Origin of the sequence: Mycetocola tolaasinivorans, assembly GCF_003667565.1 — a bacterium.
Taxonomy (GTDB): Bacteria; Actinomycetota; Actinomycetes; order Actinomycetales; family Microbacteriaceae; genus Mycetocola; species Mycetocola tolaasinivorans.
The window spans coordinates 40,633-62,454 of record NZ_RCUX01000007.1; the positions used below are offsets into that span (position 1 = coordinate 40,633).

16 protein-coding genes are annotated in these 21,822 nt (G+C 64.5%); 7 read left to right on the forward strand and 9 right to left on the reverse strand.

From position 1 onward, the window contains the following. The first annotated feature begins 6 nt into the window (after positions 1-6). The 5 genes from yidC (at position 7) to D9V32_RS10060 (ending at position 7,439) form a co-directional block, all read left to right on the forward strand. Positions 7-1,047 carry a membrane protein insertase YidC gene (gene yidC, locus D9V32_RS10040; protein ID WP_121648779.1) on the forward strand — a complete coding sequence of 347 codons (1,041 nt, stop codon included), beginning with the start codon at positions 7-9 and terminating at the stop codon, positions 1,045-1,047. 5 nt (positions 1,048-1,052) lie between these two features. Continuing rightward, positions 1,053-1,574 carry a Jag family protein gene (locus D9V32_RS10045; RefSeq protein ID WP_121648780.1) on the forward strand — a complete coding sequence of 174 codons (522 nt, stop codon included), beginning with the start codon at positions 1,053-1,055 and terminating at the stop codon, positions 1,572-1,574. Between the two features lie 95 nt (positions 1,575-1,669). Next, the gene (rsmG, locus tag D9V32_RS10050) at positions 1,670-2,305 is read left to right on the forward strand and encodes a 16S rRNA (guanine(527)-N(7))-methyltransferase RsmG (protein WP_121648781.1); all 636 of its coding nucleotides are present in this window, start codon (positions 1,670-1,672) and stop codon (positions 2,303-2,305) included. Positions 2,306-5,508: 3,203 nt separating this feature from the next. Then, positions 5,509-6,468: a ParA family protein gene (locus tag D9V32_RS10055; protein WP_281272135.1), complete on the forward strand. Its 960-nt coding sequence runs from the start codon at positions 5,509-5,511 to the stop codon at positions 6,466-6,468. Positions 6,469-6,470: 2 nt separating this feature from the next. Next, entirely contained in the window at positions 6,471-7,439 is a 969-nt protein-coding gene (locus D9V32_RS10060) for a ParB/RepB/Spo0J family partition protein (RefSeq protein WP_121648783.1), read from the forward strand. 89 nt (positions 7,440-7,528) lie between these two features. On the opposite strand, the gene trxA is transcribed toward D9V32_RS10060, so the two are convergent. From trxA to D9V32_RS10085, 5 genes are all read right to left on the reverse strand, one after another. Further along, on the reverse strand, positions 7,529-7,849 hold the full coding sequence (gene trxA / locus D9V32_RS10065) for a thioredoxin (protein WP_121648784.1): 321 nt from the start codon (positions 7,847-7,849) through the stop codon (positions 7,529-7,531). Positions 7,850-7,885: 36 nt separating this feature from the next. Continuing rightward, positions 7,886-8,836, reverse strand: coding sequence for a thioredoxin-disulfide reductase (gene trxB, locus D9V32_RS10070; RefSeq protein ID WP_121648785.1), 951 nt, complete (start codon positions 8,834-8,836; stop codon positions 7,886-7,888). Positions 8,837-8,943: 107 nt separating this feature from the next. Further along, positions 8,944-10,581: a murein biosynthesis integral membrane protein MurJ gene (murJ, locus tag D9V32_RS10075; protein ID WP_121648786.1), complete on the reverse strand. Its 1,638-nt coding sequence runs from the start codon at positions 10,579-10,581 to the stop codon at positions 8,944-8,946. Further along, complete coding sequence (locus D9V32_RS10080; protein ID WP_121648787.1) at positions 10,574-12,703, reverse strand: DUF6049 family protein; 2,130 nt, start codon at positions 12,701-12,703, stop codon at positions 10,574-10,576. The genes murJ and D9V32_RS10080 overlap by 8 nt, the downstream gene beginning before the upstream one ends. A gap of 154 nt (positions 12,704-12,857) precedes the next feature. Beyond that, positions 12,858-13,214, reverse strand: coding sequence for a hypothetical protein (locus D9V32_RS10085; RefSeq protein ID WP_121648788.1), 357 nt, complete (start codon positions 13,212-13,214; stop codon positions 12,858-12,860). Positions 13,215-13,290: 76 nt separating this feature from the next. On the opposite strand from D9V32_RS10085, the gene D9V32_RS10090 reads away from it, so the two are divergent. Next, on the forward strand, positions 13,291-13,764 hold the full coding sequence (locus tag D9V32_RS10090) for an 8-oxo-dGTP diphosphatase (protein WP_183086263.1): 474 nt from the start codon (positions 13,291-13,293) through the stop codon (positions 13,762-13,764). 80 nt (positions 13,765-13,844) lie between these two features. After that, entirely contained in the window at positions 13,845-15,389 is a 1,545-nt protein-coding gene (locus D9V32_RS10095; RefSeq protein ID WP_121648790.1) for a DUF7059 domain-containing protein, read from the forward strand. A gap of 91 nt (positions 15,390-15,480) precedes the next feature. On the opposite strand, the gene D9V32_RS10100 is transcribed toward D9V32_RS10095, so the two are convergent. From D9V32_RS10100 to gcvH, 4 genes are all read right to left on the reverse strand, one after another. Next, a complete protein-coding gene (locus D9V32_RS10100; RefSeq protein ID WP_121648791.1) occupies positions 15,481-17,607 on the reverse strand; it encodes a RecQ family ATP-dependent DNA helicase in 2,127 nt (708 codons plus the stop codon). Between the two features lie 99 nt (positions 17,608-17,706). Next, the gene (locus D9V32_RS10105; protein ID WP_121648792.1) at positions 17,707-19,815 is read right to left on the reverse strand and encodes a bifunctional lysylphosphatidylglycerol flippase/synthetase MprF; all 2,109 of its coding nucleotides are present in this window, start codon (positions 19,813-19,815) and stop codon (positions 17,707-17,709) included. Between the two features lie 88 nt (positions 19,816-19,903). After that, complete coding sequence (locus D9V32_RS10110; RefSeq protein ID WP_121648793.1) at positions 19,904-21,325, reverse strand: L-serine ammonia-lyase; 1,422 nt, start codon at positions 21,323-21,325, stop codon at positions 19,904-19,906. A gap of 92 nt (positions 21,326-21,417) precedes the next feature. Then, on the reverse strand, positions 21,418-21,798 hold the full coding sequence (gene gcvH, locus D9V32_RS10115; RefSeq protein ID WP_121648794.1) for a glycine cleavage system protein GcvH: 381 nt from the start codon (positions 21,796-21,798) through the stop codon (positions 21,418-21,420). Positions 21,799-21,822: the final 24 nt, after the last annotated feature.

Genomic DNA, 21,822 nt, shown 5'->3' on the forward strand with positions numbered 1-21,822 from the left:
CAAGCGATGGACTTCCTAGGAACTATTCTGTGGCCACTGAAATGGGTGGTTGAGCTCCTCCTCGTGGGCTGGCACTGGCTGCTTACCTCGTTCGGCATGGACTCGGGTGCCGGTCTGACCTGGGTGCTGTCGATCGTGGGCCTCGTGCTCGTGGTGCGTACCGCTCTGATCCCGCTGTTTGTGAAGCAGATCAAGAACCAGCGACGCATGATGGAGGTCGCACCCCAGCTGAAGAAGATTCAGGACAAGTACAAGGGCAAGCGTGATCAGCTCTCTCGCGAGGCCATGAGCCGCGAGACCATGGCGCTGTACAAGAACACGGGCACCAACCCGCTGGGTTCCTGCCTGCCCCTGCTGGTTCAGATGCCGATCTTCTTCTCGCTGTTCTCCGTGCTGAATGGCGCACAGAACTCTAAGGCTGGCGTTGGGCCGCTGAACGCGACCCTGGCGAAGGAGTTTGGTGAGGCCAAGCTCTTTGGTAACGCACCGCTGCACGCGAGCTTCCAGTCAGCCATGAACGACCCGGCCGGCCCGCAGACCATCGTCATGGTCATCGCCGCAATCATGGTTGTCATCATGACCGCCTCGCAGTTCATCACTCAGCTGCAGATCGTCTCGAAGAACATGTCGGACGAGACCAAGGCTTCGCCGATGTTCCGTCAGCAGCGCATCCTGCTCTACATCCTGCCCTTCGTCTTCCTGTTCTCCGGTTTCGCCTTCCCGCTGGGCGTGATGTTCTACTGGCTGACCACCAACATCTGGACCATGGTTCAGCAGTTCCTGATCATCCGCAGCATGCCGATGCCCGGTTCCGAGGCTGCTCGTGAGCGCGAGGCTCGCCTCGCTCGTAAGGGCAAGCTCGAGCCGAAGAAGGAAGCCGATACCATCGTTATCGAGGAGCGCAAGCCCGCTCAGCGTCAGCAGCCGATGGGTAAGAACCGCGCCAAGAAGGCCGGTGCTCCGCAGCAGCCCGGTTCCTCCGCACAGCCCAATAAGAACGACCCGCAGTCCGGTAACGGATCGTCGAACAACTCCCCGAGGAAGTGACAGTGATGACCGAAATCTCCCACTCCCCCGTCGCCCGTGAGGCTCGCGACCAGGAACCCACCCTCGCTGAGCTCGAGGAGGAGGGTGAAATTGCGGCTGATTACATCGAAGAATTCCTTGATATTGCCGACGTAGATGGCGACATCAACATCGATGTTCGTAATGGCCGTGCCTACCTGGCCGTGACCGAGAGCGATGAGGCAGATTCGAACCTGTCGGTCCTCTCTCACACCGATACGGTCAACGCCCTGCAGGAGCTGACGCGGCTCGCCGTGCAGTCCAAGACCGGCGCGTTCTCACGCCTGATCCTGGATATCGGCGGCTCCCGCGCTGCCCGCGAGGCTGAGCTCTCGCGACTCGTAGACCGGGCCATTGAGCAGCTCGAACAGGGTGCCACATCCGCCGCTCTGCCGCCGATGTCGAGCTATGAGCGCAAGCTCGTACACGACCTCGTCGCGGCTCGCGGAGTCGTGTCGAACTCCTCTGGCGAGGGTCGCGATCGGCACACCGTTATCACGCGCTCCTAGCGCTCTGTGGGGCTCCTGACGGAGTGACCTAATCACCCGTGTGGGCCCCGTGTTTCACGTGAAACACGGGGCCTTTCCAAGATAATGAGGAAGAAATGACCGTCGAAAACCTCGAGGCCGAACCCGCGGAGTCTGCACAGATCCTGGGTGCGCAGCTCCCCATCGCACGTGCTTTTACCGAGAACCTCGCCCGTCACGGCGAGGAGTTGGGCCTGATCGGGCCGCTCGAACTCCCCCGCCTGTGGAGCCGTCACATCCTGAACTCGGCCCTTGTTGCGCCCCTGTTGCGCCCGGGTCGGGTCGGTGACATCGGGTCGGGAGCCGGCCTTCCCGGTCTCGTTCTCGGCATCGCACGCCCCGACGTTGACTTCATCCTGATCGAGCCGATGGAACGCCGGGTCGCGTGGCTTAACGATCAGGTGAACGAGCTCGAGCTGAAGAACGTCACCGTTCTGCGTTCCCGTGCCGAAGAGGTCGTGCTCGACGAGCCGCTCGATCAGGTGACCGCGCGCGCCGTGAGTGCCTTCCGGAAGCTGCTTCCGTTGACCGCTCCCCTGCTGCGGGACGGCGGTGAGCTCGTACTCATGAAGGGCATCAACGCGGAGGCTGAGGTGGCCGCGGCCGCCAAGGAGATTCGTCGATTCCGCGTTTCGGATATTCGCGTCGACGTTCTCGGCGAGGGTGTTACCAGTGAGGTGACCCGTGTGGTGCGAGGTTTCGTTCGCGCCTAGCCTCTGGCCACTCCCCCACGAGTGAGTGCTCTCGACCAAATTGGTTGAGAGCACTCACTTTTTTGGTGCGCACGCGTAAAGGTCTACATCATTCTGTTGCGCTATGTGCGGGTGCGGGTCATTCATATGTACAAAAGTGGTGTGTCCAGATTGATCCTAAGCTCGGGCCGGTAATTTCCACCGACGTTCTTCGCCGAACCCTTTCTTAGATTGAATCTTCGCATTTTGAAGTTTTTAATTCCAGGTCAGAAGCTATTTTGATTGTTTTCTGTGATCGGATGTTCTGGAAATGCGTTGATTTCGACGTTTTGGCGTCGAGACGCAGGAATTTCTCGTCTGCCTCCGAGTTGCTGGTGCCGATGTTGCACTGCCCCAAGCTGGTTCGCGCACCAATCGGTGTCGGATCCTATTCGTTTTGCGGTGTGCACACCGTCCACCGCACTGAGGGACCGTGTTCGATAGCCTGGTGCGGTTCTTCGAAAATGATCGCAGGTAGTGAGGGTTCTTCATGTTCGCCCGCCTTTGGAGAATGCGTCGATTCGCGTTTAGTGGCATCTGATTGTGAAGCCAATGGAGGTTGCCGCTGTCCGTTAGCAGCTAACCTCCTCCGCCGTCCTTCTTCACCTGCTCGTCATTTTGAAGAGCTGTGCGCGGTGGGGAGCCACTGGCCTTGCTCTCCTCATTTGAACTATTAGCCCCCCTCTGATGTCGTGTGCGATGCACCGTTTCACGTGAAACATTGTGCCGGTATCGTTTACTTCTGAGCATCCAGAGGGCGCGACGCGCGTCGAAATTGGACGCAGTGTGACGCCACTGTTGGCCTGCTCGGATGTGCGCGTACGACGGTGGTTCTCGTATGCGTGCCGAGCCGAATTGGCGTGAATCGAGCGAGATCGACCGTGTGTGGGTGGCCAGAAGTTGAGTCCTTGCGGGGCTCTTCGAAACACTTTTCCACGCGCCGTGAGTTGGGCGCGAGACGAGGTTTGCGATTCAGGATCGTTGGCTGTTCACCGCGGTGCACGCCTAGCGATTCCTTTCCTCAGCGTCCCCGTTGCACGTGAAACACTGAGTACAGTTCGTCAATCCACGTCAGTCTTTCACGTGAAACGAGGGACTCTACGTTGGGTCTAGATCGATAGATCGGGGTGGGTCTGTGGACTCCCCTCTGTTGATGCCGGGGTGCCACTCCCCGTTCGCGAGCGTCACGGAAGTCATCTCCTGAGCTGCGTCTCTTCAACTGTCAGGCGTGCGCACCCGAGTGGTGCCACCACGGTCGTGCTGACCCTCACCTCCAATGAATGTTCACTCAAAACGGCGCACGCGGTGACGTTTGTCTCGTCCCGATGGCGTGCTTTCCTTCTCTGTATATGGTGGTCTTTCGGGACCCAGTGAGGGTTCGACTTCGGGGCAGGCGGGCAGTGCAGCGTTCCGCTGGGTCGTGTCGTCATCTTGAGGTGAGGTCCCATCATGAGGTGAGGCCCCCAGGGACTGACACCTCACTAGCGCTGACTATCGTGTGGATTTGCGGACCCGCTTGTGTATCTCGGACAGGAGCCGTGCACACGTGATGTAGCGCAGACTCCGGATACCCCGGGGTACGTTCGGCCCGGGAAACTGCCCGGAGTTGCCCATGTGCACATGTGGCTCTCGGTCCGCCTCTATGCGGGTGCAGGGACACCAATCTACATCCACCGTCGTCTACCGGAGTCATAGCGCGCGCATTTTCGAATCCCGTTTGGGAGCATCTGGCGTCCTCTGCGCGGTGCCCATCGACCCTTGAGAACGGCCCGCTAGGTGCTGCCCCTAGCTGCTGCCCATCGGGCGGGATTCCGTCACGGGCGTTCCGTGCCTGCTCCCTGCGTTAGCGAACCGGTCTCGCGACTGCTTCGCGACGTTTCGTCTATGTCCGTCGATGCTCGCCAGACTGCATGGGTGGCGGCAGTGCCCGCGGGACCTCTTGGCGAGGATTTTCACTGCCATGTTTCACGTGAAACATAGCTCGTAGTTGCCCTGTGTTGCCCGGGGAGAATACAAGGTGCCGTGATTGCTGCGCGTGGTCGGTCCGCCCGCAGCACTCCGTGGTGTGCGAGCGTTTCACCACTATGCCGGATGTCTTTGGAACCACTCGCGATCGCAGGTGTCCGTAGTTGTACTCCGCGAGGTTCGGGGCGAGGAGCGCCGGTGGCGGCGTTCTTTTGTGCTGGTTACCGCAGTATGGCGCTTTTGTGGGCGGGGATACTTGTGGCCACAGTGCCTACCAAGTTGCATGCAGGAGCGATGTGTTTCTGGGGCCCATTGCGGCCGGAGAATGAGTGTGGCGGGGTAGAGCTATGTACCGCTCGACCAACGTCCCTAGGCACGAGGACGTAGCCAAGGGATCAGCATCGACTGGAGGTATTCCGTGTGACCTGGTCGTGTAGCTCTGACGTGCACCATTCGTTTCCCTCCACCACACGAATGCAGTGATTCGGGACCCCCCGTTTCGCTTGTGCTTGGGTGTTAGTTTGCTCTGATCCAGGCATACTCCCTCAACCCTGCACCGATATCGGGTCTCACGATGACTGTGGGGAGAGGAGCGAGACGATGCGGAATGGCCGTATTGGATGGGAGTGCCTGAAAAGCCGGCGTCGGTGTTCTCGGTTTCCGGAAAACAACAGTCCCGCCTGAGCCCGAACGTAACCGTGGTGCCGGTAATGGTTGTCGACGGCCCCGTAGGTTGGCTACTGAGACGTGCGGCGCATCGGTTTGGTACAGCGGCCCTCCGATGCTTTCGAATTGGCTAACCCGTGGAGAGAGGTTCCACGCCACGGTGAGATGTTTCACGTGAAACGATGTGGCAGATCGAGGATGCCCACACGGGGTGCCACAATCCTCAGAACCCGTGGAGTTCTGAATGCCCGCACACCCATTGGGAACGCAGTGCGCCACCGCACGGAATCTATGCGGCCAACGAATTGCGGATCGACCTTACAGCCGCGGGTCGCCACACATGCATATATACACACCATGTACCTGGTGAGCGTTAACGGGGTTGACCGCACAGCGCGGGGACACAGCGGCACAGGGGCACAGGGGCACCCCCAATTGAAACGGCGAGACGCGACAGCTAAACCTCAGTATCCCCTCGGCACGCGGAAATCGGCACCCCAAATGTCTCCTGATCGCGATACGGTTAAGCAGACACAGAACGGAGACTGTTTCACGTGAAACAATCACAGCCTGACCGCGACGGTAGCGGTGAAAACACCGCGCCCGACGCAGGTACGCCGCTTGCTCGGGAGATCGCAGACCTCAGCAAACGTCGCCGTGTAATCGGCCAGTTTCCGGTGCCCCTCCCCCGCGAAACCCGCGTCATTGCGGTTTCAAATCAGAAGGGCGGAGTCGGCAAGACCACGACCACGGTGAACCTTGCGGCCGCACTGGCAAAGTCCGGTGCGCGCGTGCTGGTCGTCGATCTTGATCCCCAGGGAAACGCATCCACTGCCCTCGGCGTGGAGCACACCGCCGAGACCCCGAGCATCTACGACGTCCTCATCGATGGGTTCGCCCTTGAGGAGGTCGTGATGCCGAGTCCCGAGTTCCCCAACAACCTGTTCTGTGCACCTTCCACGATTCACCTGGCCGGCGCTGAGATCGAGTTGGTAACCCAGGAGCGCCGCGAACACCTCCTCCGCGGTGCGGTGGACGCCCTGCTTGCGGAGGCCCAGGGAAAATACCACTACGTCTTCATCGACTGCCCGCCGTCGCTCGGCCTACTGACGATCAACGCGTTTGTCGCCGCACGCGAGGTACTGATCCCCATCCAGTGCGAGTACTACGCGCTGGAGGGCCTCAGCCAGCTCCTGAGCAGCATCCAGCTGATCGGCGAGCACCTGAACCCCGGACTTCGCCTCTCGACGATCCTGCTCACCATGTTCGACGGACGCACAAACCTCTCAAACCAGGTTGCGGAAGATGTGCGAACGCACTTCCCCCAGCAGGTTCTCCACACGGTGATCCCCCGCACGGTGCGCATTTCCGAGGCGCCGAGCTTCGGACAGACCGTCATTAGCTACGACCCGAGTTCCCTCGGGGCCGTTTCCTACCTGGAGGCGGCGGCAGAACTCGCCGTCTGGGGCCGAAAGCACGAACAAAAGCAGCAGACCGTCGGAAAGGACGCCTAATCATGGCAACAAAACGCACGGGACTCGGCCGCGGTATCGGGGCGCTCATTCCCACGAGCGACAACCCCGGCGCGGCACGTCCGGTAGACGTGTTCTTCCCGAGCGGGAGCACCCCCGCAGCGGCACCGAACGCGAACGAGGGTGAGGCTCCGGCACTGGTATCCGTGCCCGGCGCCCGACTCATCGACATCAACCCCGCCGATGTCATTCCGAACGCGGTACAGCCCCGCACCTACTTTGAACCCGAGGCTCTGGCCGAGCTCGTGATCAGCATCCGCGAGGTGGGCGTGCTCCAGCCCATCGTGGTGCGCACCCACCCCACACAGAGCGGCAAGTACGAGCTCATCATGGGTGAGCGTCGACTGCGCGCGAGCCGCGAGGTTGGGTTGGAGCGCATCCCCGCCGTCCTCAAGGAGACCGCGGATGAGGACATGCTGCGGGACGCCCTGCTCGAGAACCTGCACCGCTCCCAGCTCAACCCGCTCGAAGAGGCATCCGCCTACCAGCAGCTCCTCAGCGACTTCGGGATCACCCAGGAACAGCTCGCCGAACGCATCGGCCGATCACGCCCCCAGATCAGCAACACGCTGCGTCTCCTCAAGCTCCCGGCATCCGTACAGAAGAAGGTGGCGGCCGGTGTCCTGACCGCCGGGCACGCCCGTGCCATTCTCTCGGTGAACGACCTTGAGAAGATGCACAACCTGGCCGACAAGATCATCAACGAGGATCTCTCGGTACGCGCCGCCGAGGCCGCAGCTACAAAGAGCGCTCCCCCGCGCCAGAATGCCCCCGTAGCGGGCAATAAGCGGGGCTATCTAGACGAGGTAGCCGAAACCCTCGCCGATCGCCTGAACACCCGTGTGAAGGTCACGCTGGGCGCCCGAAAGGGTTCGGTCACGATCGACTTCGCCACCGTGGGTGACCTCAACCGCATCCTGAAGGAACTCGGGCAGAGTATCGACCCGCGATAATCGTCCACCACAAAGCTCCAGTAATACACAAAAACCCCGGATTATCCGGGGTTTTTGAGTATTTGAGCGCGATTGCTCTGCGGTTTTCCCTAGAGGAAAGCGGCCAGGTCTGCCTCGAGGGCGGCCTTCGGCTTTGCACCGATGATGGTCTTCGCGACCTCGCCGGCCTTGAAGACCTTCAGCGCGGGGATCGAGGTGATCTGGAACTGTGCGGCAAGCTGCGGGTTCTCATCCACGTTGACCTTCACGATGTCCAGCTTGTCCGCGTTCTCGGCGGCAATCTGGTCGAGGATCGGCGAGACCATGCGGCACGGGCCACACCACTCGGCCCAGAAATCAACCAGAACCGGCTTCTCCGAGTCGAGAACCTCGGCCTGGAACGTTGCTTCAGATACTGCACGTGCACTCATAATGAGCTCCTTAGAAAATTGAAGAGTGGACTCGGATTAGGCGTGAGCGGGGGCCTGTACGGCGCTCTCACGGGCTGCCAGATAGTGTTCGGCATCCAGGGCTGCCACGACACCGGAACCGGCCGCAGTGGCCGCCTGACGGTACGTAGGATCGATCACATCACCGGCGGCAAACACACCGGCAACGTTGGTCTTCGAGGAGCGGCCGGCGACGGCAATGGTGCCCTCGGCGGTCAGGTCGAGCTTGCCGTGCACCAGGTGGGTGCGCGGGTCGTTTCCGATTGCCACGAACAGGCCGTCCAGGGCGAGCTCGCGCTCCTCCCCCGTCACGGTGTCGGTCAGGGTGACGCCGCTCAGGGCATTCTCACCGCTGATGCCGGTCACTTCGGCGTTCCAGATGAACTCGATCTTCTCGTTGGCGTGGGCACGCTCCTGCATGATCTTCGAGGCACGCAGGGTGTCACGACGGTGGATCACGTAAACCTTGCTCGCAAACTTGGTGAGGAAGGTGGCCTCCTCCATCGCGGAGTCTCCACCGCCGACAACGGCGATGGTCTTTTCCTTGAAGAAGAAACCGTCGCAGGTCGCGCACCAGGAGATACCGCGGCCGGACAGGCGCTCCTCATCGGCCAGGCCGATCTTGCGGTAGGCGCTACCGGTAGCGAAGATCACCGACTCGGCCTCAAACTCACCCGAGTAGCCGGTGACAACACGCTTGATGTCGCCGCTCAGGTCGAGTTCGGTGACGTCGTCAAGCAGAACCTCGGTACCGAACTTTTCGGCCTGTTCCTGCATCTTCGCCATGAGCTCGGGGCCCTGAATTCCCTCGGGGAAACCCGGGAAGTTCTCGACCTCGGTGGTGTTCATGAGCTCGCCACCCGCCTGAACGCTCGAGGCAATCAGCAGCGGGTTGAGGTTCGCACGCGCAGCATAAATAGCGGCGGTGTAGCCGGCAGGCCCGGATCCGATAATGATGACGTTACGCAATTAGACTCCCTTGAGAATGTCCCGTTGAGGGGTAGAACACATTGTACGTGGGATGCATTCCCAAGGCTCCTGAGAACCCGAAGCATCGCCGAAAAGCCGCGGAAAAACTAGGCCCGACGCAGGCGGCGCAGCACCTTTGTGAACGGTGCCGCGATGGTTGCGAGCTCGCGAGCACGGAAAACCCAGAGGAAGAATACGTAGACCAGGGTCGTGACCGCGCCCGCAATCACCATGGTGAACATCGCCGCAACGGGGGTGCTCAGCGCCCATCCCTCGACGTTCATTCCGCCCATCACGAGCACCACAAACCCACCGGCGATGGTGGCCGGGATGGCCGAGAAGGTGAAGATCGACATGCTGTTCACGATCTGCTGCACGTCCAGACCGTGCAGGCGACGGCGCAGCAGGAAGAAGGCAACAAAGGTCTGCGCCGTGCCCGCGATGCTCGTGGCCAGTGCCACACCGAACCCGATCAGGGACTTATCCAGCAGCAGGCATCCGGCCGCGAGAATACAGAACAGCACCGCTTGGAACAGGGTAAAGAAGAAGGGTGTGCGGGTATCCCCGAGCGCGTAAAACGTGCGCTGCAGCACGAAGAGGAAGCAGAACGGAACCAGGCCCACCACAAAGGCGATGATCACAAAGCCCATCGACACCGCCTGCCCGGGCGAACCGGCGAAGAGGGATCCAAAGGGGATCGCCACGGCGAAGAGCACCGCGGCGGAGGCCACGATCATCATGCTGACGTTACGCAGCGAGGCCGAAACATCGAGCTTCAGGGCCTCCATATCCCGCGCCCGTGCGTGCTCGGCCATCCGGGTGAAATACGCCGTGGTGAGGGATACCGCCAGCACCGAGTGCGGCAGCATGAAGATCAACCAGGCGTTCTGCAGCGCAAAAATCGAGGCGTTGTTGGGGCCGGAAGCACCCGACACGACGGTGGACTGCACGATACCGGCAACCGTGGTGACCAGGATCATTGCGAACGACCAGCCCGCGAGCTTTCCGGTCTCGGCAAGACCCACCCCGCGCCAGGCGAAATCGGGCCGGAAACGCAGACCGAGAACCTTCCAATAACGGAACAGGATCAGCGCCTGAGCGGCCACACCCAGCGTCGCGGTTCCGGCGAGAACCGCGACCATCGCCGGCGTCCAATCCGAGGCCTCACGAAGGCCCTGCGAATCCGCGCCAAACATGCCCATGAACACGAACAGGCCGGCGATCGCGACCACGTTGTTGAGGGCGGGAGACCAGGTGAACGGTCCAAAGATCTTGTGGGCGTTGAGGATCTCACCCAGCATCGAGTACAGGCCGTAGAAGAACAGCTGCGGAAGACACCAGACGGCAAAAACGGTGGCCAGGGCTGTCTGTTCCGGCCCATAGGACGACCACACCTTCACCAGCAGCGGTGCCGCCGCCATTGCGGCAACGGTGGTTGCGGCGAGGATCGTGAGGGTGATGGTGAGGAGCTTATTAATGTACGCGGCACCACGATCCGCGTGCACCGTGGCCTTCACGATCTGCGGCACCAGAATGGCCGACAGCACACCGCCGGCAATGATCGTGAAGATCGTGTTGGGGAGAATGTTTGCGGTACCGAAGGCATCACCGCTCACACCAACCTGGCCGATGGTGCGGGCGATCAGGATCGCCTTGATGAAACCGAGCACACGGGAAACCATGGTGCCCGAAGCGAGGAACGCGCTCGCGCGTCCGATGCCGGGGATCGAAACGGGTTTAGCCATCGGTGGGGGCCTTCTGGGTGGGGGAATCAGTGGCGGCCGCAGCCAGGCGGCGCCGCTTACGAACCGTGCGGAACAGGCCGCCGGCGAGCAGCAATACGACGATGCTTCCGAGCGTCACCGAGCCGATGATCTCCCAGTCGGCGCGCACGTTCACACGCACCGAACTCGGCGCACCCAGCTGGGTGCCATCGGGCGCGTGCAGGCTCAGCGAGAGCGTGGACTGACCGTTACCGATCCGCGCCCGAACGGGCACGCTGAACTTCTCGGTGGTGAACGGTTTGATCTCACGGGTCACGGAGGAATCGATCGCGAGGCGCAGATTGTCCGACTCCACCTCGAGGGTTACCCGAACCGGATAGGGGAGGTCGTTACGCACCGAAAAACCGAGGTTTGACTGCCAGCTCACCATGTTGAACTGCTCGGTAGGAGCGAGCGTGATTCCACCGAGGGTGGCGGTGGTCTGGTCATTGTGCTCGCGCACGGCGCCATCCCAACCGGAGTACTGGCTGGACCAGCCCACGGAGAGCAGCGAGAGAATCTGGGCACGCTCACGTCCGGTCAGGAGCGCGGGATCCTCGAGCGCATTGGCAAACTTCGCCAGGGTCTGCTCACGCTCAAGCAGGGTCCGGGCGAGGTCAATGCGATCCTGCGGAACGGAGTGATCGCGCAGGGTTGCGGCGGTACTCGGGGCGGCACGCAGGGTCGCAAGGGACACAATGTGGGTTTCCGGAATGGAATCAAGCAGCGAGATCGCCGCATCAATGTTCACGGCGGTGTCGGCCCAGCCGCGCGGCAGGGTTACGAGCGTGGAGCGATCACCGGCACCGGGCTCGGTCGCGAGGGCAGCGAATGCCGCACGAAGGTGGGCGGGGTCGGTGTCGATGCCACCCTCGGCATCGGGGTGCACGAGATCACGAAAGATGGGGGTGAGGATGGGATCCGCGACGAGAACATCGTTGCCGCCAATGGTGCGGTGTGCGGCGGGCGTGGTGCCCTCCTCGCCGCTGAGAGCATCGCCGTCCAGCAGCGTCGTCTGCTGCCCGGATGCCGTGATCACCGACAGGTCTGCGGCGGAGGTGGTGTCGGTTCCGGGCCACACGATGCCCGATTCCGTCACCGGCCAGCCGGTGAGCTGTTCGAGGGTCGGAAGCTGAGGGGTGTCCGGTGAGGCCGTGGCGGTGCCGTTTGACCCCTGCGCGGGAGGGAAGTTTGCCTCGTCGACGCCGTACTCGAGCGAGATCGGTGCGAGTAGTGCTGGTGCCCCCGCCTGTGCCTGAAGTGCCGCATCAGCGTCAGCGTATTGCAGGAGGAAACTCGCGTTCGACGCATGCTGTAACCGGTCAAGCCAGTTAGCGGCGGACTCGGGTACCGCGGTACCCAGGCTGCGAATGGACGCGAGGATCATGGGGTCGATCGCGAGGGTTACCGGGCGATCAAGCGCCGCGTCGAGCTGCCGAGACAGTACCCCGCCCGGTGCCGTCCACTCCGCCAGCAGGGTGGTGGGAATGAGGCCCGTACTGCTCGGCGGTGCGGTGATCGGAACCACGATGGCGAGACCGCCCGTGGTCTTGCCGGAACCCGGGTCAAACAGCACGCTGCTGCGGGCCTCGGTGGTGACCGAATCGGAAATGTAATACGCGCGAATCGCATAGTTTCCATAAACGGAATGTAGTTCGAGTTGCTCCGCCGTGAGCGTCACCGGGGTGGTCGTAAACGACTCTCCCGGCGCGAGTGCGGGCACGGAAACGGAGTTCAGTGCGAGCGGCAGCCGCACATCGATAGACCGGTCATTCCACCCCGTGAACTGCGTCAGGGAGGACAGCGGCAGCGGGCCCGAACTCAGCGTGGTTCGTCCGGCGGGAAGCGTGGTGTCGGTGGAATTGACGATCGTGGTCGAGAGTACGAGGCTTCCGTCAACGCCGATGGTGGGTGCGGACTGCGTGATCGACACCGTCGCGGTCCGTGCCGGCTCGGATTCGGGAGTCGCCACCGGAGATGCCGAAACGCTCGCGGGCTGGATCGCCAACGCCTGCGCCGCGATCGGCGCGCTCAGGACACCCAGGGCCGTCAGGGCGGCGATGAGTGCGGTCCGCGTACGCGGGAGGGTCCGGAATCGTGTCATAGGCAGTCTCACGCGTGCCACGGAGTGCACGAGATAACAATTGATTCTACGGGTGATGGCTGAGCGTCAGCGGTGCGCCGCACCGGCCGGGCGCTCCGGCGCTGAGAAGGGCGCACCTCGGCCGGCCGGGCACGTGACCCGGGGTATCCCTGCCTCACGCGGCATCGAGTCGACCGAGCATGCTCCATACGGTACGAGCAAGCTCGGGATGGTGGAGGCCAATCTGGCGAAGAATCTCGCGCTCAACCCGGTTCGCATCCGCCGCGTGCAGCTGTGCCTCGGGGCGCGAGCTGCCGGCGGCAAGCCGGGCCAGAATGTACTGGGCGGTGAGCCCGCGATCATCGATCTCCGCATTGCGCAGTTCGGTCACGACGAGCTCATCGATGGTGGGAAGCTCCGAGAGGAACTCGTGGGGGTCCTCCCCCGCGCGTGCACGGTTCTCAATCAGCACCGCGCGCTCGAGTGTGGCGTCGCGGCGCAGCCTGATGAGGTCGAGTGCGCTGGTTTGCATGCGTGCTCCTTTTGCGGATGTGCCCCTTCAAGGGTACGCGCTGTCGGCGTGCGGCGCCGCGCGCTACTCTGATTCGATGGAACTTCCCGAGGTGTGTGTCTGTTACGTGATTCGTGAGGAAGACGGGGAAGCCCGGGTTCTATTAGGGGAAAAGCGTCGCGGACTGGGCCGCGGCCGGGTGGTGGCACCGGGTGGGAAGCTGGAACCGGGCGAAACTCCGGAGCAGGCGATCGTGCGCGAGGTCCGCGAGGAGGTTGGTCTGGTGATCGACCCTGAGGCGCTGCAACCGCACGGATATATTGACTACCGCTTTCCGTCCCGCCCCGAATGGAGTCAGCGTTCCTGGGTATTCAGCGCGCGATCGTTTTCCGGCGCGGTGAGTGCGTCATCCGAACTTGATGCCGACTGGGTTTCCCTCGCGCGAGTGCCCCTGGATCTCATGTGGGACGATGCCCGTTACTGGCTGCCCGGTGTTCTTACCGGCGGCCCGGTAGTGATGGACTTTACCTTTGCCGAGGACAACGCGACGGCCATCCCTCACCCACGGTAACCCCGCAGGGAGGTTTCATTAGCGGGAGGCCCACCCGCGCCGTGGTTTTCCTCGCGCCGCGAATAGCGTTCAATAGAGGGGTGACTCTCGAGCAAAACCCCGCAACCCTTGCCGCCCTGCGTGCGGATCTCATTCGTGCCGATTTCCACACGGCCAGCCTGCTCGCCCTCTGGGGCGAGGATGCCGACGCCGCACTGGTCCGCGCAAACACACTGCCGGCCGAGCGTGCCCTCGCGGCCCGCCGCGACGCCACCTCGGAACCCGCGTTTGCCCGGGCAGTGCTCGCCAAGCTCTTCATCCTGGGACACACCCTCTCCCGTGACGAGGTGGCCGCCGCGCTGCCGAGCGCGGGTATTGACGGCCTCATCGACCTGGCCCTTGCCGAGAACACCGATGCCGGCCTGCGCGCGCTGCTCGAACTGCGCCCCTACACCTTCACCGATGGCACCGATGCGGTGAACTGGTGGCTTGCCGCGGACCTTGGCGAGACCATCGTGGGTGGCCCGCTGCGCCCCGATCACGTCGTCGGCGTCGGTGGTGCCAGCCGCACGCTGGCCGGCCTCATCGTGCCCGAGTCGATCGATACCGCACTTGACCTGGGTACCGGATGCGGCATTCAGGCACTGCACCTTGCGCGCTACGCCCGTCGAGTGATTGCAACCGATATTTCCGAGCGCGCCCTGCGGGTGGCCCGCTTTAACGCGGACCTCAACGAGGTCGCGGGGATCGAATTCCGCCTCGGCAGCATGTTTGAGCCCGTCGCCGGTGAGCGCTTTGACCGGATCGTTTCGAATCCGCCGTTCGTGATCACCCCGCGCGGCGCCGATGCCCCCGAGTATGAGTATCGCGATGGTGGCCGCGAGGGAGACGACATCGTGCGCGAAATGGTCCAGGAGGCGCCGCGACACCTCACCCCCGGTGGTCTGGTTCAGATGCTGGGTAACTGGGAGTACCGCGCGGACGTCGATGCGTTTGAGCGCATCCGATCCTGGTTGGATGCGGACGTCGACGCCTGGGTGCTGGAGCGCGAGCGGCAGGATCCCGTGCGCTACGCCGAGACCTGGATCCGCGATGGCGGTACCCGACCCGGTGATCCCGAGTTTGTTCGTCTGTGCGGTGCCTGGCTCGATGATTTTGAGCGCCGCGGAACCGTGGGCGTGGGCTTCGGCTACGTGCTCCTACGTCGCACCGATTCCGACCTGCCGATCTGGCGCCGGTTCGAGCGCGTGGGCAGCCGCGTGGCCGGTGCGCTCGGCGCGCACGTTGGTCAGGTGCTCGCGGCCCGTGACTGGCAGGCGGCACGCAGCGATGCCGCCCTCCTGGGTGAGAGCCTGCGGGTGAGCGGCGACGTGACCGAGGAGCGCCACTACTGGCCCGGGAACGAGGATCCCTCGGTCATGATCCTGCACCAGGGAGCTGGTTTTGGCCGAACCGTGGATCTCGACACCGGGCTCGCCGCGATCGTCGGGGCGAGTGACGGCACCCTCGAGGTGGGCGTGCTCATTGCCGCGATCGCCGAGCTGCTGGAGGTGGATACCGGTGCCCTGGGTGCCGAACTCCTCCCCCGCCTGCGCGAACTGCTGGACGAGGGGTTCCTGGTGCCCGAGGAGTTCGCCGCCGCGTAACCCCGCAGCAGGGTTACGTGATCGGTGATCAGCGGCGTGAGTTGTGCTGAGCGGTGTGTCCGGTGATCGGTGGCGTGACCTGTGCCGGGCGCTACGCGACGATGGCGAGGGCAAACGGGAGCACAGACCGCGCCCCCGCGTGACGCAGGGCTAGTCCGGCTACCGTGAGCGTCCACCGGCTATCCGTGCGATCGTCCACCAGCAGAATGGGGCCGGGACCGGCGGCGGCCAGGGCGGCCGCGAGATCCTGACCGACGGCGAAGGAATCCCACACTCCGGCGAGGCGATACCCGCTGTTGCCACCCGAGCTCCCGCGGGGACCCTCCCCGACGAGCTCGAGGGCGCCGAGATAGGGAAGCTTGCCCGCCCCGGCGAGGGAGCGCGCAACCGAGTCGACGAGCTGCGGGTGAGAGCGCGAGGGGACGGACACCACTGCGACCGGACGTTCGGCCCAGCCCCAGGTGGCGAGTACCCGGATGGCGGCACCCACCAGGGCGGGGCTTGCCGGGGCATCCGGGGTGCCGGGCGCAAACAGCTCGCGCAGGGTACCGCCCCAGCCGAGATCGGTGAGACGGGCGATGGCCCGACCTGGTTCGTTGCGCAGGCCCTCGGGAATTTTGCCGCGCACGGCGGTGCCGCCCAGGGTCACGCCGAGCCGATCGGCACCCGTGGGCCACTGGCGCCGCGGCTCGATCTCGACCGAGACGCGATCCAGAGACTGCGCGGCCACCTCCTCGGCTTGCCCACTGATGCCGGTGGGATACCAGGGCGCCGTGCAGCGATCGCAGCGGCCGCAGGGCGCCGCCGTGGGGTCATCCAGATCGCGCTGAAGCGTGGCCATGCGGCACTCGGAGGTGCGCTGATACTCGACCATCGAGGCCTCCTCGGCCAGACGGGCGCGGGAGATGCGGTCATAGCGCTCTGCGTCATAGTGCCAGGGGGCCCCGGTGCGTACCCAGCCCCCGGCTACCCGGTGAACCGCGCCGTCCACATCGAGCACCTTGAGGAGGAGCTCGAGCGGGGTACGACGAATGTTCACGCGTGCCTCGAGGGCCGGGGTCGACAGAGGTTCGGAGCCGAGGGCGTCCAGCACCGCGCGGGCGCGCTGCTCGTCCGGCATCGAGGCGGTGGCGAAGTAGCGCCAGATCTCACGATCCTCGCTGCCGGGCAGCAGGAGAACGTCTGCGCTGTCTGTGCCGCGGCCGGCGCGGCCCACCTGCTGGTAGTACGCCACCGGGGAGGACGGCGCCCCGAGGTGCACGACGAAACCGAGGTCGGGCTTATCAAAGCCCATTCCGAGCGCGCTCGTGGCCACCAGCGCCTTGAGCTCGTTGTTCTTGAGCATGAGCTCGCTCTCGGCGCGCTCATCGGTGTCGGTACGGCCGGTATAGGCCCGCACCTCGTGCCCGGCGTCGCGCAGGAGCCGCGCGGTGTCTTCGGCGGCCGAGACCGTGAGTGAGTAGATGATGCCGCTGCCGGGGAGCTCGGCGAGATGGCTCAACAGCCAGCCCAGCCGTGCCCGGGAGTCGGGCAGCTCGAGCACGCCGAGACGCAGCGAGGCACGGGCCAGCGATCCGCGGCTCGTGACCACGCCGCGATCGTCTACCGCGAGCTGCTCCTCGATGTCGGTGACCACGCGGGCATTCGCGGTAGCGGTGGTGGCCAGCACCGGGAGGTCGCTCGGCAGCGCGCGAATCAGCTCGGCGAGGCGGCGGTAATCCGGACGGAAGTCGTGGCCCCAGTCCGAGATACAGTGGGCCTCATCAACCACGAGCAGGCCGATGCGTTCGAGCAGCGTGGGCAGCTGCTCGTCGCGGAAGCGCGGGTTGTTGAGCCGTTCCGGGGAAACGAGGAGGACATCAACGGTATCGGCGGCGAGGGCCGCGCGGGCGTCGTCCCACTCGTGGGCGTTTGCGGAGTTGATGGCCACCGCGCGCACACCCGCGCGTGCGGCCGCGGCTACCTGATCACGCATCAGCGAGAGCAGGGGCGACACCAGAAGGGTGGGCCCGGCGCCGCGTCGCCGCAGCAGCAGGGTCGAAATGAAGTACACCGCGGACTTGCCCCAGCCGGTGCGCTGCACAACCAGGGCGCGGCGCCGCTGCTCGACCAGCGTACTGATGGCCTCGAACTGCCCCTCGTGGAACCGGGCATCCGGAACGCCGGTCAACTCGGCAAGAATGGCGCGGGCTTCGGGTTCGATCTGGCTCTCGGACATGCCCCCAGTCTCTCAGTAACCCCCGGCATCCATCCGGGGCGCGCGCGTTATTGTGAGATGCCGGGGGCGGAATGCGCCCTGTGCACGGCTGGTCGCGTGCTACTTCGGCGCGCGGAAGCTGCGCACCACCGAGGCGATGCTCGCATCCGGTAGGAACGCCCGCCCCAGGCCGAGCCCGATTCGGGCCAGATCGCCCTCGTCGCGGTACAGCAGGTACACGGGCTCATAGCGCGGATTGAACTTGCGCTTGAATGCGTGCAGCGAGCGGAACCCGTAGAGCGGCTCGATGGCCTCACCGAGGCCACCCAGCAGGTTGTCGATGATGTTGCCGCCGCGCTGGCCCAGGTGGGCGAGGGGCGCCCCCGAGAGCGAGGCGATCTGCGCGCCCTCGGCCGAGAACTCCTGAGCCGAGCGACCGATCAGGTACTCCATGACCGGTCCAAAACCGCCCTCGCGGCGCCGCATCAGATCGAGCGTCCAGCCGTGAATGGTGCCGCCCTCGCCGTAGACGGGAAGCCAGCTCAGGAAGCCATCGATATCGCCCTCGGCGTTGTAGGCCAGGGCGAGGCGCACGGCGGGATCGCGCGCCTCGTCGACGCCACCGAGGGTGAAGCCCATTTCCGGCAGGCCCTTATCGCCGAGCCAGGCCTCGGAAATCTGCCGCACCTGCTGCTGCACCTTACGCGGTTCCTCGGCGAGGTGGGTGAGCCGGAAGGTCACACCCTCGCGGTCGGCCTTGTTGAGGGACGTGCGCACGGAGTTCCAGCGCTTTCCGGTGAAGGCCAGGCCGGGAAGATCGATGATGGTGTCCTCGGCGACCTGGAGCGATCGCCAGCCGGGCAGTGCCTCGGTGCGCAGACCCTCGCTCGCCACGAAGAAGCAGGGCACAAACCCGGCGCGCTCGGCCGCGGTGATGAACTGGCGGGTGGTCTCGGTGCGATCGGACAGCGGGCCGATGGGGTCCGAGAGGGCGATGGCCGTTTTCGCGTGTACCTGATACGTGACAAATCCGGTGCCGGCGGGGGTGAAGAAGTGTCGGTTGTCTGGCCAGGTGGTCATCCAGGACATGGTGCCACCACCGTGCTCACGCAGGAGCTCGCGCACGCTGCGCTCGCTTCCGCCGCCATCACCGGGCAGGCGGCGCCGGATCGGCACGGTGAACGCGCCCCGCGCCACGAGCAGATACACGAGGAACATGGCCCACAGTACGCCCGTGGCCGCGGTCACGTTTGCGCTGCTTGCATAGGCGCGCAGCTCTTCCAGCTCGGGCAGGTTTGTCTGCACGATCAGGAAGACCGAGAGGCCGAGCAGCATGTTGAAGGCCGAGAGCGCAACGCTCAGCAGCCAGGCGAGACGCCGCCCGGTGCGCAGCCCATTGGCGAACACCAGAATGATGAGCGCGTTGATCACCGCGTGACCCCAGGCACCCTCGAGCAGCGAGGTGTCGCCGAAGGGGCCGTGGGTGCGCACGACGGTCAGGATCAGCTGGATTGCGCCGAGCCCCAGGATGGTGACAAAGGTGGTGAAGCGGCGCTCGTGAACGCTGGGCGCGCGCTTGCGGCGAATCGTGCCGAGCGCGAGGACCAGCACGATCGCGGTGGCATTGAGGAGCGCGGGCAGGATACCCACGAAGAGCACCCCGATCGCGGCCACGTAGATCAGGATGAGGCGCCCGCGCCCGCGCCACGGAGACGGAAGGCTGTTCACCGATGCGGTCAGTGCGGCAAAGAGACCCGGGATCATGCCGACGGTGATGGTGTTCGAGAGGGTGTCCGCCCACTCCCAGCCGATGCCGGAGAAGACCGAGAGGAACAGCGCGACGATGAGGACCGAGGCCACCTGCCCGAAGATGAAGTACCCGGCGGCGATGCCCGAGCCGCGCCGCAGCTCCAGGCGAATGACCGAGAAGGGCAGCAGGATGAGCACCCACACGTACATGGCGGGGTGCGCCGCCCAGAGCATTCCGGTGAGCAGGGTCCACCAGTGGCCCATATCAAACGCCGGGACACCATAGGCGACCAGGCGGAACCAGTGGCGATGCTTCAGCGGATCCCAGAGCGCACCGGTGGTGATCGCGAGGAAGAAGATGACCCCGATCAGCCCGCTGCTAAAGGGGAGTCGTCGGATGACCGCGATCCAGCGGCGCGGGTGCCAGCGCGAGACGGGCGCCTCGGGCTCGACCGGAGCGGTGTGGTCGACGGTTGTCATGTGACCCCTTCACAAAAGAACACAGGTCTTCGAAACACTACGGGGATTTCCCGGGGAAACCCCGTGAGCAACACCCGTTATAGGTGGATTAGCATTCAACAACGTTGACCGCGAGGCCTCCGAGCGAGGTTTCCTTGTACTTGCTGCTCATGTCGTTGCCGGTGTCCCGCATCGTCAGAATGACCTGATCCAGGGACACCCGGTGGGTGCCGTCGCCCCAGAGCGCCATCTTCGCGGCGTTCACCGCCTTCGCGGCGCCGATCGCGTTGCGTTCGATGCAGGGAATCTGCACTAATCCGCCCACCGGGTCACAGGTGAGACCGAGGTTGTGTTCCATTGCGATCTCGGCCGCATTGGCCACCTGGGCGGGGGTGCCGCCGAGGATTTCGGCGAGGGCGCCGGCCGCCATCGAGGAGGCGGATCCGACCTCGCCCTGGCATCCCAGCTCGGCGCCGGAGATGGCGGCCTGCTCCTTGTAGAGCACACCGATGGCCGCCGCGGTGAGCAGGAACCGCTCGGTGATGTCATCGCGCAGAGCGCGGAGCGGTGCGCTCGCCTCGGTGCCGCCGTTCGGGTCCATCAGGGCGCGAACGGGCGGGGCATAGTGCGTGGCATAAAACAGCACGGCGGGGATGATTCCCGCGGCGCCGTTTGTGGGCGCGGTGACCACGCGTCCCCCCGAGGCGTTTTCCTCATTGACCGCGAGGGCCACCAGATTGACCCACTCCTGCCAGTAGAGCGGGTCGCGGTGGGGATCCAGCGCGCGCAGCCGATCGTGCCAGCCGGGTGCGCGGCGCCGTACGTCCAGCCCGCCGGGAAGCACACCGGTGCGAGCGATGGCCGAATCGGCGCACTCGTTCATAACGTCGCGAATGTGGAGGAGCCCGGAGCGTAGCCCCACCGCATCGGTCTTGGCGAGCTCGTTGCGGCGCATCACCTCGGAGATGTCGATCCCCTCGGTGGCGCAGTGCTCGAGAAGGCGCGCGGCGGTGGTGAACGGAAACGGGTCGGGCCGGGAGACTTCGGTTTCGACCTCGACGGCGCCGTCGCGGGTGATGAAGCCGCCCCCGATCGAGTAGAACGTTTCGGTGACCAGCTCGATGCCGTGTGCGTCTCGCGCGCTCAGCCGCATCGCGTTTGTATGCCGCGGGAGTACGGTGAGCGGGTGCAGGACGATGTCATCCTCGGTGTGGATGAGCGCGCGCTCGCCGCCGAGTAGCAGCGGTGCGCCGCCAGCAATTGCCTCGAGGGTCACGGTGACCGTCTCGGGGCCAATGGTTTCCGGATCGAATCCGGACAGGCCCAGCAGGATCGCCCCCTGGGTGCCGTGTCCGCGGCCCGTGGCCGCAAGCGAGCCGTAGAGGTGGATACTCAGCTCGGCGACGCTGCCCAGCAGGCCAGCCTCGCGAAGCTCGGCGGCAAAGATGTTGGCGGCCCGCATGGGGCCGACGGTGTGTGAACTCGAGGGACCGATTCCGATCGAAAACAGATCAAAAACGCCGACACTCATGGGAACTCCTCTGTAGTGGATCCGGCAAATCTTGTGGGGGGACGGATCCGTGAACCGTGGCCGCCGGGATCGCCGGCGGCCACGGAACCGCATTACGGTGCGGTGACGCCGTTTGCCGCGGCGTACTCCTCGGGGCTCAGCAGCGGGCCCTCCTCGGTGACCCGTACGGTGAAGAGCCAGCCGGCACCGTAGGGGTCGCCGTTCACGAGGGCCGGGTCATCCAGAACGGTCTGGTTGATCGAGACAACCTCGCCGGTGACCGGTGCGTACAGGTCGGAGACCGACTTGGTGGACTCCACCTCGCCGCAGGTCTCCCCCGCGGTCACGGTGGAACCCACCTCGGGGAGGCTCACGTAGACGATGTCACCGAGGGCCTCGGCGGCCACCGCGGTGATGCCCACGGTGGCGGGATCGCCGGCGGCGAGCCACTCGTGCTCGGCGGAGTACTTCAGGTTGGGGGCAACGGTGCTCATGGGTACCTTTCGATGGTGCGGTGC